General features: G+C 40.8%; 11 protein-coding genes and 1 other annotated feature. Of the genes, 6 read left to right on the plus strand and 5 right to left on the minus strand.

Annotated features, from left to right (window positions below; genetic code table 11):
* Positions 1–179: 179 nt before the first annotated feature.
* Positions 180–1,142 carry a YaaC family protein gene (locus A33I_RS07780; protein WP_022627934.1) on the minus strand — a complete coding sequence of 321 codons (963 nt, stop codon included), beginning with the start codon at positions 1,140–1,142 and terminating at the stop codon, positions 180–182.
* 159 nt (positions 1,143–1,301) lie between these two features.
* On the opposite strand from A33I_RS07780, the gene guaB reads away from it, so the two are divergent.
* From guaB to serS, 5 genes are all read left to right on the plus strand, one after another.
* Positions 1,302–2,759 carry an IMP dehydrogenase gene (gene guaB, locus A33I_RS07785; protein WP_022627935.1) on the plus strand — a complete coding sequence of 486 codons (1,458 nt, stop codon included), beginning with the start codon at positions 1,302–1,304 and terminating at the stop codon, positions 2,757–2,759.
* A 163-nt stretch (positions 2,760–2,922) separates the two neighbouring features.
* The gene (locus A33I_RS07790; protein ID WP_139314765.1) at positions 2,923–4,218 is read left to right on the plus strand and encodes a D-alanyl-D-alanine carboxypeptidase family protein; all 1,296 of its coding nucleotides are present in this window, start codon (positions 2,923–2,925) and stop codon (positions 4,216–4,218) included.
* 165 nt (positions 4,219–4,383) lie between these two features.
* Positions 4,384–5,268, plus strand: a complete 885-nt coding sequence (gene pdxS / locus A33I_RS07795; protein WP_012957029.1) for a pyridoxal 5'-phosphate synthase lyase subunit PdxS — start codon at positions 4,384–4,386, stop codon at positions 5,266–5,268.
* Between the two features lie 36 nt (positions 5,269–5,304).
* Positions 5,305–5,901: a pyridoxal 5'-phosphate synthase glutaminase subunit PdxT gene (pdxT, locus tag A33I_RS07800; RefSeq protein ID WP_022627936.1), complete on the plus strand. Its 597-nt coding sequence runs from the start codon at positions 5,305–5,307 to the stop codon at positions 5,899–5,901.
* Between the two features lie 2 nt (positions 5,902–5,903).
* Positions 5,904–6,117 (plus strand) — a binding site (T-box leader).
* A gap of 80 nt (positions 6,118–6,197) precedes the next feature.
* Complete coding sequence (serS, locus tag A33I_RS07805) at positions 6,198–7,472, plus strand: serine--tRNA ligase (RefSeq protein ID WP_022627937.1); 1,275 nt, start codon at positions 6,198–6,200, stop codon at positions 7,470–7,472.
* Positions 7,473–7,517: 45 nt separating this feature from the next.
* Here serS and A33I_RS07810 read toward each other — a convergent pair whose 3' ends face one another.
* From A33I_RS07810 to opp1C, 4 genes are read right to left on the minus strand one after another with little or no spacing between them, the layout of a single operon-like run.
* Positions 7,518–8,531, minus strand: coding sequence for an ABC transporter ATP-binding protein (locus tag A33I_RS07810; protein ID WP_022627938.1), 1,014 nt, complete (start codon positions 8,529–8,531; stop codon positions 7,518–7,520).
* A complete protein-coding gene (locus A33I_RS07815) occupies positions 8,512–9,540 on the minus strand; it encodes an ABC transporter ATP-binding protein (RefSeq protein ID WP_012957033.1) in 1,029 nt (342 codons plus the stop codon). Before A33I_RS07815 ends, A33I_RS07810 begins: the two co-directional genes overlap by 20 nt.
* A gap of 32 nt (positions 9,541–9,572) precedes the next feature.
* On the minus strand, positions 9,573–10,493 hold the full coding sequence (nikB, locus tag A33I_RS07820) for a nickel ABC transporter permease (RefSeq protein WP_012957034.1): 921 nt from the start codon (positions 10,491–10,493) through the stop codon (positions 9,573–9,575).
* A gap of 17 nt (positions 10,494–10,510) precedes the next feature.
* Positions 10,511–11,407, minus strand: a complete 897-nt coding sequence (gene opp1C, locus A33I_RS07825; protein ID WP_012957035.1) for a nickel/cobalt ABC transporter permease — start codon at positions 11,405–11,407, stop codon at positions 10,511–10,513.
* 324 nt (positions 11,408–11,731) lie between these two features.
* Here opp1C and A33I_RS07830 point away from each other — a divergent pair, with 324 nt between their 5' ends.
* Complete coding sequence (locus A33I_RS07830) at positions 11,732–13,348, plus strand: glutathione ABC transporter substrate-binding protein (RefSeq protein ID WP_022627939.1); 1,617 nt, start codon at positions 11,732–11,734, stop codon at positions 13,346–13,348.
* The last annotated feature ends 82 nt before the right edge of the window (positions 13,349–13,430 follow it).

The following is a 13,430-nucleotide window of genomic DNA, read 5'->3' on the forward strand; positions in this document are numbered from 1 at the left end:
CGCAAATAGCTGCTCATCAGGCGCAATAAACAATCTTTGACGCATCGAGCCTCTGAACCGAGCAATTACACGAAACCCAGACGTAATTGCACACTTAACTCACGCAATAACTTCCTCAATCCGCGCAATAGGGATAGACACCCTATAAGCTTCAGGTAACAAGTTACGAAGCCATCTTATCATTTCCCTGAATCACACTTAAGTAACTCTACAATAAGAGCGGGCACTCTATGTTGAGCATAATTCACATATTGAGTGATGAAGGGGAGATCATTTCCATCAAATGTATGCAGCAGCTCTCCCCACCACTCTGTTTCATACCGGCAGATCATGCTGAGGTTGTATAATAATAAATAATGTACTAATACTTCTGGCAAACGTAAGTGACTTTCTTTCGTTTTAAAAAGATGAGGTATATTATCTTGATCGAATATAAAAGGAAAACCATTAAGAGTTGATGGTTTCCTAGAAAAAGGTATGGAAATATATCTTTTCTCTTCTACAATAGAGTCTCCTTTTTTATACCAGGGTTGTTGCTGGTATTGAATAAACTGGGTAAATCGATTTGCGGTCATATGATAAGTATCCAAAATGTTGGAAGGGAAACGTATCCCAGACGTTTCATATTTGCCTTTTTCCAAGTATTTAGGGTAGTTAAACTGTCTAAAAAGGGTTTGCATTTCTGGTAATTGTTGCAATAAAGATGTCATTTTTATTTTCTCATTATCCAAATGTTTCATGTGAAACATTTTGTAGAGTAAATGAGAGAACAGCCCATTTCGTTGGATTTTCACTTCATCATCTAAAAACGTAAAACCTGATTTTTTACGTTTTCTCGTTGTTACCCCATGAGCTAAGACTTGAGAATTTGCAGGATATGTGGGGTCTTTTGTGAGAATAGCTGCTTTTAAGAATTGAACAAGTCCATAAAATAAGAGCATAGGTTTTAACTCCATAGGAGCCATACCAGCTTGTTCTGTGTAAAGCTGTCCATGTTTCAAGTGATAAATGAATGTATAGCAAGTATTGAAGCTCTTGGTTTTTGGCTGCTCAATATTGGTCTCTTCATATGATTTTGTTAAATAAGATCTTGTGAAGGCAGCTGAATAGAATGGATCGAGCTGTTTATAATAGTGAGTCAATATGATCACCACCTTTTTCTGTTTATTGGGAAAAATCGCACTTTATATGACTTCTTGACAGTAGTTTGCCCAGTTGATAAGCTACTAATAATATTTTCAAGCATGATTTATGGAAACCATATTTTATGAATAAACCTTTTGGGGAGGATGAATGTACTAATGTGGGAGAATAAATTTCAAAAAGAGGGTTTAACGTTTGATGATGTATTACTAGTTCCTGCCAGGTCAGAAATATTACCTCGTGATGTGTCGGTGAAAACGACGTTATCGGAGAATCTTCAATTAAATATCCCGTTAATTAGTGCAGGTATGGATACGGTAACCGAAGCGGCAATGGCAATTGCTATGGCACGTGAAGGTGGTCTTGGAATCATTCATAAAAACATGTCAATTGAAGAGCAAGCTGAACAAGTTGATCGTGTTAAACGTTCAGAAAGCGGAGTTATCACAAATCCATTCTTCTTAACTCCAGATCGCCAAGTGTTTGATGCCGAGCATTTAATGGGGAAATACAGAATCTCAGGCGTACCAATTGTTGATGAGGAACAGAAGCTTGTTGGAATTTTGACAAACCGTGATTTGCGCTTTATCGAAGATTATTCAATTCAAATTGATGAAGTCATGACCAAAGAAGATCTAGTCACTGCTCCTGTTGGGACAACACTTCAGGAAGCTGAATCAATTCTACAGAAGTACAAAATTGAAAAGCTTCCGCTTGTTGATGATGAAGGAGTCTTAAAAGGGTTAATTACAATTAAAGATATTGAGAAGGTTATCGAATTCCCTAACTCGGCGAAAGACTCCCAAGGAAGATTGGTTGTAGGTGCTGCCATCGGTGTTTCTGCAGATGCTGATACTCGTATTGCTGCTTTAGTAGAAGCTGGTGTAGATGCGATTGTTATTGATACAGCTCATGGTCATTCTAGAGGGGTACTAGACAAAGTTAGTGCAGTTCGCGAACAATATCCTGACTTAACAATCATTGCAGGAAACGTGGCTACAGCAGAAGCTACAAGAGATCTAATTGAAGCGGGAGCAAATGTAGTGAAAGTTGGAATTGGACCTGGTTCCATCTGTACAACACGTATTGTAGCAGGAATCGGTGTGCCGCAAATTACTGCTGTTTATGACTGTGCTACAGAAGCCCGCAAGCATGGTGTACCGATTATTGCGGACGGCGGAATCAAGTATTCTGGAGACATCGTAAAAGCATTGGCAGCCGGTGGACATGCTGTTATGTTAGGCAGTCTTTTAGCTGGAGTGAGTGAAAGCCCTGGCGAGCGAGAAATTTACCAAGGTCGTCAATTTAAAGTTTACCGTGGCATGGGTTCTCTTGGTGCAATGGAAAAGGGAAGTAAAGATCGCTATTTCCAAGAGAATGCACAAAAGCTTGTACCAGAAGGTATTGAAGGACGTATTCCTTATAAAGGGCCGTTAAATGATACGATCCACCAGCTTATCGGCGGTATACGTGCTGGTATGGGGTACTGCGGAACAGCTACATTAGATGATTTACGTAATGACGGGCAGTTCATCCGTATTACTGGAGCAGGCTTACGTGAGAGCCACCCTCATGACGTTCAAATTACGAAAGAAGCACCAAACTACTCAGTATAATCTGTTTTAAAGAGTTCACAAAAAAGGTATAAAGACTAAGATAGATAGGGCCTTCCCTATCTATTTTTTTATGGATTGTTGTGATAAAATAACGCTTATGTGAGAAAAATGTGGAGGTGCGATTGTGAAATTGTTAGGTAAGAAAAAATGGGTTGCCGCGTTCATGTCATTTGTTTTAATGGCTACGCTTATAGTACAACCAACGACAGCTGATGCAGCGCTTGATTTAGATGCAGAATCAGCTATTTTAGTAGAGGCAGAGTCTGGTAAAATCTTATATCAAAAGAATATAGATGCTGTTTTACCATTGGCAAGTATGACTAAAATGATGAGTGAATATTTAATTTTAGAGGCGATCAGCGAGGGGCGTATTAGCTGGGATCAGCAAGTACCGATTAGTGACTGGGTTAGAACGCTTTCACTTCAAACCGCTTTATCAAATGTTCCTCTTCGTCAAGATGAAACGTATACAGTTCGTGACCTATATGAATCTGTAGCAATTTATTCTGCTAATGCTTCAACGATTGCTTTAGCTGAATTAATCTCCGGCTCAGAAACACAATTTGTTCAGCTGATGAACGAAAAAGGGGAAGAGCTTGGATTAGAAGATTTTAATTTCGTTAATTCATCTGGTTTAAATAACCGTGACTTACAAGGGAATCATCCAGAGGGAACGGGTGCCGAAGCTGAAAATGAAATGTCTGCTAGAGCAACTGCTAAACTAGCATATGCTCTATTACGTGATTATCCTGAAGTGCTTGAAACAGCAAGTATTCCTATGAAGGATTTCCAAGCAGGCCCTGGAGAAGTCATTCCGATGGAAAACTGGAACTGGATGCTTCCAACTATCCGACCTCAGCACGATTATGAGGGGATTGACGGTCTTAAAACCGGATTCACATCTGCTGCTGGAAATACCTTTACTGGAACAGCAGAGCGAGATGGAATGCGTTTGATCTCGGTTGTCATGCGTACAGAATCACGTGATGCACGCTTTAATGAGACAAGAAAATTATTAGATTTTGGTTTTAATAACTTTAGTACGGTTGAACTTTTTGATGAAGGGCATGTAGTGGAAGGTGAGGAGACCTTGCCGGTAGCTGCCGGTAAAGAACGAGAAGTCGCTATTTCAAGTGCAGAAGCGCTTTCTGCCGTTGTAAGAAATGGACAAAACGATCAATACAGTGTAGAGCTTGGCCTTGATCAAGAAAAGTTAAATGAAGATGGTGAATTAGTTGCTCCTCTAGAAGCAGGAGAAGCAGTAGGGACTCTTTCTCTTTCATTTGAAGGAGAAGGCGAGGAATTTTTATATTCCGGCCAGCAAGAAGGCGTTCCGATGGTAACTGATACAGCAGTTGAGAAGGCTGGATGGTTTACGATGATGATGCGTGGCATCGGTGGATTTTTCTCTGGGATCTGGAATGCAGCTGTTAATACTGTAAGTGGATGGTTCTCATAAACTGAAGCTGATCGCCATTTAAAGAATGAGCGAGTCTATTGGGAAAAATAGGCTCGTTCTTTTTAAAAAATAATAACAGAAAATTATGCGAACATCTTAGTTTTGCGGTATACTATTAAAGATAAGCAAGTCCAACTAACAAGAACGGTCTAGGAGGAAATACATATGAGTCAAACAGGTACTGATCGCGTAAAACGTGGTATGGCAGAAATGCAAAAAGGTGGCGTCATCATGGACGTTATCAATGCTGAGCAAGCTAAAATTGCTGAGGAAGCAGGTGCGGTGGCTGTTATGGCCCTTGAGCGTGTACCAGCTGACATTCGTGCAGCAGGCGGCGTAGCACGTATGGCTGATCCTACTATTGTTGAAGAAGTTTTAAATGCTGTATCAATCCCAGTTATGGCAAAGGCACGTATTGGCCACATTGTAGAGGCTCGTATTCTTGAGTCTATGGGAGTTGATTATATTGATGAGAGTGAAGTATTAACACCAGCTGATGAAGTGTATCACTTGTATAAGCGCGATTTCACAGTACCTTTCGTATGTGGAGCGCGTGACTTAGGTGAAGCTGCACGTCGTATTGGTGAAGGGGCTTCTATGATTCGTACAAAGGGTGAGCCGGGAACAGGAAATATTGTTGAGGCAGTACGCCACATGCGTATGATGCAAGCTCAAGTGAAAAAAGTTGCTGGTATGTCTACAGATGAATTAATGACTGAAGCAAAAAATCTTGGTGCATCTTATGACTTGCTTCTTGAAATTAAAGAAACAGGTAAGCTTCCTGTAGTTAACTTTGCAGCAGGCGGTATTGCAACACCAGCAGATGCAGCGTTAATGATGCAGCTTGGTGCTGACGGTGTATTCGTAGGTTCTGGTATCTTCAAGTCGGATAATCCAGAAAAATTTGCACGTGCGATTGTTGAAGCAACGACTCACTATGAGGATTATGCTCTAATTGCTGAACTTTCAAAAGGTCTTGGTACGGCAATGAAAGGGATTGAAATTTCAACTCTTCAGCCATCTGAACGTATGCAGGAGCGCGGCTGGTAAGAGGCTTAGTTTTTCATATAGAAAGGATACAACGAGATGTTAAAAATAGGTGTATTGGCCCTTCAGGGTGCTGTGCGTGAACATGTTGCTTGTCTTCAAGGGCCTGAGGTCGAAGTCATAGCAGTTAAAAAAGTTGAACAGTTTGATGAGCTTGATGGTCTTGTTCTTCCTGGCGGAGAAAGCACGACCATGCGTCGCTTAATTGATAAATACAACTTTCTAGAGCCTCTAAAAGCATTTGCAGAGACAGGGAAGCCTGTTTTTGGAACATGTGCAGGCCTCATTTTAATGGCAAAGGATATTGCAGGGCAGCCAGAGGGTCACCTTTCTTTAATGAATATGACCGTTGAGCGAAATGCTTTTGGACGTCAACGTGAGAGCTTTGAAGCTGATCTTATTGTCACTGATGTGGGCGAGGATGTTCGTGCGGTATTTATCCGTGCGCCGCTGATAAAAGAGGTCGGTGAGGATGTAGAAGTAATTTCGAAGTTTAATGATGAGATTGTAGCAGCTAGAGAAGGACGTTTTCTTGCTTGCTCTTTCCATCCGGAATTAACAGACGATCACCGTTTTCATCAGTATTTTGTCGATATGGTTGCACAAGCTAAGCTAGAAGGTGTAAAATCTGTATAACAGACAATGCGTAGATAGGGAATAGTAAATAAAGCTGCTTCTACAGAGAGCTGACGGCCGGTGTGAGTCAGTGTAGCACTTTATTGAATCCACCCTTGAGTGAGTGGTGAAGCACTAAGCTTAAGCTATTCCGGTAAAGATAGCCGTTATCTATCTTTGAGTGGTCTATATTATATAGGCAACAAGGGTGGTATCGCGGGTGCTCTCGTCCCTTCTTCTTAGCCGAAGAGTGGATGAGAGCTTTTTTATTTGTCTAGGCTTGTCAAATAGAAGATTTGATTTAAGGAGGAATAAACATGTTAGATGTAAAACGATTAAGAAATGATTTCACTGATATAAAAGAGAAGCTTTCAACACGTGGTGAGGACATCTCTGGATTAGATAAGTTTGGAGACCTTGATGAAAAGCGCCGTGCCATTATTGTAGAGGTGGAAGAATTAAAAAGCAGACGTAACCAAGTGTCTCAAGAAGTGGCTCAATTAAAGCGCGAGAAAAAAGATGCTGACCACCTCATTAAAGAAACAAGAGAGGTGTCTGAGAAGGTTAAACAATTAGATGAAGACCTGCGCGGGCTTGATGCAGAGTTGGATCACCTTCTTTTAACGATTCCAAATGTGCCGCATGAATCAACGCCAGTAGGTGAAACAGAAGATGATAATGTAGAAGCACGCAAATGGGGCGATGTTCGTTCATTTGAATTTGAACCTAAGCCGCATTGGGATCTAGCAACAGACCTAGGTATTCTTGATTTTGAACGCGCATCAAAAGTAACTGGAAGCCGTTTTGTATTTTATAAAGGCCTCGGAGCGCGTCTTGAGCGTGCATTAATGAACTTTATGATGGATCTTCATCAAGATGAACATGGCTATGAGGAAGTTCTTCCTCCTTACATGGTCAACCGCACAAGCATGACAGGCACCGGGCAGCTGCCAAAGTTTGAAGAAGATGCATTTAAGATTCGTGAGGAAGATTACTTCTTAATTCCAACAGCAGAAGTCCCTGTTACAAACATGCACCGTGATGAAATTTTGCAAGCTGATCAACTGCCGATTGCCTATACTGCATTCAGTGCTTGTTTCCGTTCAGAAGCAGGATCAGCTGGCCGTGATACAAGAGGCTTAATTCGCCAGCATCAATTCAATAAAGTAGAGCTTGTTCGTTTTGTGAAGCCTGAGGACTCTTATCAAGAGCTTGAGAATTTAACAGGACATGCAGAGAAAGTCCTGCAATTACTAGAGCTTCCTTATCGTGTAATGAGCATGTGTACTGCAGATTTAGGCTTCACTGCAGCTAAGAAATACGATATTGAAGTATGGATTCCAAGCTATGACTCTTACCGCGAGATTTCTTCATGCAGTAACTTTGAAGATTTTCAAGCGCGCCGTGCGAACATTAAGTTCCGCCGTGACCCAAAAGCGAAGGCAGAATTTGTTCATACGTTAAATGGTTCAGGGCTTGCAGTCGGCCGTACAGTTGCTGCCATCCTTGAAAATTATCAGCAAGAAGATGGATCAATTGAGATTCCTAAAGTACTGCGTCCATACATGGGCAATGTTGAGAGAATCGGATAAGATGAAAAATCCCTTACAGCGTGCATGCTGTAAGGGATTTTTAGTTTAAACATAATTAGGTTTGCGCTCTCCTGATTCAATCTCTTCCATGTAGTGACATGCTGCTTGGTGGCCTTCTTTCATATAATCGGCTGCACGCAGTTCAGGAGTATCTGTCTTACATTTCTCTGTTGCAAATGGGCAGCGAGTATGGAAGCGGCATCCTTGTGGAGGATTGATTGGAGAAGGAACATCACCTTTTAAGATGATACGCTCTTTCTTGCGCTCAGGGTCCGGTACAGGAATAGCTGATAATAAAGCTTTTGTATAAGGGTGCTGCGGGTTATCAAATAAAGATTTCTTATCACCGATTTCCACGATGCGTCCCAAATACATCACAATAACTCGATCAGAAATATGACGGACAACGCCCAAGTCATGTGAAATAAATAGGTAAGTCAGCTGGAATTCACGCTGCAGACGTTTTAATAAGTTAATAACCTGTGCTTGGATGGATACATCAAGAGCTGATACAGCCTCATCACAAATAATCAGCTTAGGGTCTACAGATAACGCCCGTGCAATCCCGATACGCTGACGCTGACCGCCACTGAATTCATGCGGGAAGCGGTCAGCTTGGTGAGCACCAAGACCAACTGTTTCCATTAATTCTTTAATTCGGTCTGCACGTTTTTCGCGTGGAATGACATTTTGAATTTCCATTGCCTCATCAAGTACTTGACGTACTGTTTGACGAGGATTAATTGATGCGTATGGATCTTGGAAAATGATCTGAAGATCCTTACGCTTTTTACGCATTTGTGATTTATTTAAGGATAGTAAGTCTTCGCCGTCAAATTCAACTGTACCATCAGTTGGTTCATCTAAACGCAAGATCGCACGTCCTGTAGTAGACTTACCACAGCCAGATTCTCCTACGATACTTACTGTTTCTCCTTCATAAATCGTAAATGATACACCGTCTACTGCTTTAACGTGATTTACTGTACGACCAAGTAAACCACCTTTGATCGGGAAGTACTGCTTCAGGTCATTAACCTTAAGAAGTTCTTTCTTCATACACGTTCACCTCCGGGTCCCCGTCCCACTCATCTGAATAAATCCAGCAACGAATTTGGTTTCCATTTTCATCTTCTTCAAGCTCCGGCAGACGCTCACGGCAGATGTCACTCGCAAACGGACAACGCGGAGCGAAACGACAGCCCTTAGGCATATCTGCAGGGCTTGGTACAGACCCTTTAATAACAGATAGCTCTTCACCATCCAAATCAATATCATGACGAGGAAGGGAGTTCAGAAGACCGACTGTATACGGGTGGCGTGGATTTTTGAATAACTCTCTAATGCTTGCGTATTCAACCACTTTACCGCAATACATAACCGCAACATAATCACATGTTTCAGCAACTACACCTAGGTCATGCGTAATCATAATGATCGACATACCTAAGCGGTCTTGAAGATCTTTCATTAATTCAAGAATTTGGGCTTGAATCGTTACATCAAGTGCTGTTGTAGGCTCATCGGCAATAAGAAGCTCTGGATTACAAGCAAGAGCCATTGCAATCATCACACGTTGACGCATACCACCAGATAATTCATGCGGATACTGATGAACACGCTGCTCTGGTGACGGGATGCCTACTAGCTTTAGCATTTCAATCGAACGTTCGATTGCTTTTTTCTTTCCTAAGCCTTCATGAATTCTAAAGGCCTCTCCGATTTGCTCTCCTACTGTGTAAACAGGGTTAAGAGAAGTCATCGGCTCTTGGAAAATCATTGAAATTTCATTTCCACGAATCTTACGCATTTTAGCCTCAGATTTTTTGAGAAGATCTTCTCCTTTGAAGATCATTTCTCCCCCAACGACTTTTCCTGGATTTTGGATTAAACGAAGAATTGATAGTGAGGTAATACTTTTACCTGAACCAGATTCTCCAACAATACCAAGTGTTTTACCTTTTGGTACATCGAATGTAACGCCATCAACAGCTTTTACTTCACCTTGATCAGTGAAGAATGATGTACGAAGGTCCCGCACTTGAATAATGGATTCATTTGTAGTCAAAATGTTTCACACCCTTCATTAATAAGTAAGTCTTAATCAAGGTCAATACGCTTGTTTAAGAAGCGGTAAGAAATATCTACGAGTAAGTTCACGAGAACAAATAGTAATGAAATAACAAGTACTGTACCTTGTACGATAGGGAAGTCACGTGCACGAATGGCATCAATAATTAAACGCCCCATACCGTTAATAGCAAATACCGTTTCTGTTAATACTGTTCCACCAAGAAGCACACCAAATTGTAAACCAACGACTGTTACAACAGGAATTAATGCATTCTTGAGAGCGTGACGGTAAATAACAACTCTTTCTTTTACCCCTTTAGCACGTGCAGTTCGAATATAATCTTGTCCGATAACTTCTAACATACTTGAACGAGTCATACGAGCAACAATGGCTGCCCCTGCCGTACCGAGAGTAATAACCGGAAGGACGGCTTGCTGCCAGGATCCCCATCCCGAAGGCAAGAACCATCGGAATTCGATAGCAAAGTATTGAATTAACATTAATCCAAGCCAGAAGTTAGGCATTGAAAGACCAAATAGAGCCACAATCATAATCATTGTATCTAAGAACGTGTAATGTCTTGTTGCTGAAATGATACCGGCAATTAAACCAATAAATACAGATAAAATCGTACTGTATATGGCAAGTTCTATTGTTACCCAGAACCGGCCTGAAATTTCTTGAGTTACTTCACGGCCACTACGGATCGAGTTTCCTAAATCACCCTGAATTGCATTTCCAATATAATTAAAGTACTGCTGCGGGAGCGGATCATTTAAGCCAAGTCGCTCACGCATTTGCTCAACTTGAGCTTCAGATGCACTTTCACCGGCGATGATTTGAGCCGGGTCACCAGGAATGAGGTGCATCATTGAGAAAACGAGAATTGTAACACCAAAAAGAACAGGGATCGTTTGAATTAATCGTCTAACTATATAAGTAAACAATCATCTACACCTCTTTTCTAGTTTTTCATCTTCGGATCAAGTGCATCACGTAATCCGTCACCAAAAATATTAAATGCTAGTACAACAATAACAATCGCCAAACCTGGGAATAACGCTACATGTGGTGCGTCATACATATAATTTCGTCCGGCACTTAACATTGCGCCCCACTCTGGAGTTGGAGGCTGAGCGCCCATTCCTAAGAATGATAGACCACTAGCGGTAAGAATCGCTGTTGCCATACGCAAAGTAGCTTGGACAATAATAGGTGATAAAATATTCGGTAAAATGTGTTTAAAAATAATACGCCCGTCGCTTGCACCAAGTGCACGAACAGCATCCACGTATTCTAACTTTCTAACAGAAAGTACAGATCCACGTACAATCCTTGCAAATACAGGAATCGAGAATATTCCGACAGCTATGATTACATTTGTTAAGCTTCCGCCTAATACACTTACAATCGCTAAAGCTAGTAAAATACCAGGGAATGCTAGTAATACATCCATGCAACGCATAATAAATGCATCCACACGCTTGCCGTAATAACCAGAAATTAATCCTAGGAAAACACCAAAAACAGTACCGATAATAACAGAGAAGAGGCCAATATATAATGTAATTGACATTCCATGAATAATACGGCTGAAGATATCACGACCATGATGGTCTGTTCCGAACCAGTGTTCAGATGAAGGAGTTGCAAGTTTGTTCACATGATTTTGAACCGTTGGATCGTACGGTGCAAAAAATGGACCGATAATCGCTACAATAACAAAAAATAAGATCAGAATTCCTCCGACCATAGCAGCTTTGTTTTTACGAAGCTTTCTATAGAAGTTTTTCATACTCTTAACCCGAGGGCTCGGAGGAGGACTTTTTGTCATAGCATCATTTATCGTCTGTTCGCTCATAATAGACACCCTTTCTCAAAATGCTTTAAATTTTGACAAAATTATTGTTATACTACACCGCATTATTATATCACGTACATAATTTTTTACAATGTTTAAAATACTTTTGTAAGATAATGTCGTTTGTTTGTTTATTTTAAACATTCTGAATAATAAACAGCTTGTGTAAGCGTTTTCCATTTTGCCTTTCTTCAATAAAAATGAGAAAGTAAATGAACTATTAATAATTTTATAAAATTTCTTGTTTTATTGTGAAAGTTAAGTTATAGTAATATTGAATTTTAAAAGTTCACACAAAAAGGAATATAAGGGGGGTTTTTAAAAGTGAAGATGTCTAAAAATTCACTTTTCGCTTTCTTGCTTGCGATGGTACTAGCTTTTGTGCTGGCGGCATGTGCAAGTGAGCCGGACAGTTCAGGCGAACCAGCTGGTGACACAGATGGGGAAGATACTGAAGCTGCAGAAGGTGCAGAAGGCGGCGATTTAGTTATTGCTACATTATCAGATGCGTCATCTTTAGATCCGGCAAGTGCAAATGATGTGCCGTCAACTAACGTGACTGCAAACATTTTTGAGACACTTATTAATCAAAATGCTGAGCTTGAGTTAGAGCCTGGCTTAGCTGAAGAATGGGAATTAATCGATGATAACACATGGGAATTCAAAATCCGTGAAGGAATAACTTTCCATGATGGTTCAGAATTAAACGCTGAGGTTGTAAAAGCTAACCTTGATCGTATTCTTGATCCAGAGCTAGCATCTCCTCGTTCTTTCTTAATTAGTATGGTGACGGACATTGAAGCAACTGATGAGTATACTCTTCAACTAACAACTGAGTATCCTTTCTCTCCGCTTCCTGCTCACTTAGCTCATAACGGACTTGCTATTAGTTCACTTCCTTCTATTGAAGCGGACCAAGAAGCTGTAGCTGACGGTGGTACTCCTGGTGCGTCAATCAGTGCCAACCCAGTCGGAACTGGTTTCTTCAAATTTGAAGAGTGGAACCCTGGTACAGCTGTGAAATTAGTTAAAAATGAAGATTACTGGGGCGAGCCTGCAAAGGTTGACTCTGTAACATTCTCTGTAGTACCTGAAGATTTAACTCGTATTGCTGAACTTGAAACAGGTGGAGCACATATTATTTTCCCTGTCAGCCCAAGTGATGTTACACGTGTTGAGAATACTCCAGAAGTAAGTCTTGATCGTACAAACAGTGTGAGTCTTTCATACATTGGATTCAACATGGACAAAGAGCCATTTGATGATGAGCGTGTTCGTCAAGCGATTTCTATGGCAATTAATAAAGAAGGTATTATCAGCGGTATCTTAGATGATACTGGTACTCCTGCAGTTGGCCCAATTCCTCCAGATGTTTTTGGTTTTGATGATTCTGTTGAGCCTTTAGGTTATGACGTAGATGCTGCACAAGAATTACTTGCTGAAGCAGGTTTAGAGGATGGCTTCTCTACAACAATCTGGACAAATGATAACCGTGAGCGTATGGCTATTGCGGAGTATGTCCAAGCTGAACTTTCTAAGATCAATATTGATGTAAGTGTTAACGTCATGGAATTTGGTGCTTTCTTAGAGCAAACTGCAAGTGGTGAACACGATATGTTCATTCTTGGTTGGTCTGTAGTCACAGGTGATGCTGATTACGGAATGTACCCACTATTCCATTCATCTAATGTAGGTGAAGCCGGTAACCGTACATTTATGAAAGATGATGAGCTTGATGAGATTTTAGAAGAGGCTCGTCAAACAGCTGACGAAGAAGATCGTCTAGCACTTTACAAGCAAGCGCAAGAAATGTTAGTTGAAGCTGCACCAATGATCTATCTTTACCATCAAGAGTACCTTGTAGGTCTTCGTGATGAAGTACAAGGTTTCTGGAAGCATCCAAACGGAACTTACATGCTTCATGAGGTAACGATCAACTAATATAATAGAAGAAAGATGGTCTTTTGAAAAAAAGATCATCTTTTTTTATAAAAAAGCTTGCACTACTTTATGTAGAATGATA

It is taken from the genome of Alkalihalophilus marmarensis DSM 21297, from assembly GCF_000474275.2.
Classification (GTDB): domain Bacteria; phylum Bacillota; class Bacilli; order Bacillales; family Bacillaceae_D; genus Alkalihalophilus; species Alkalihalophilus marmarensis.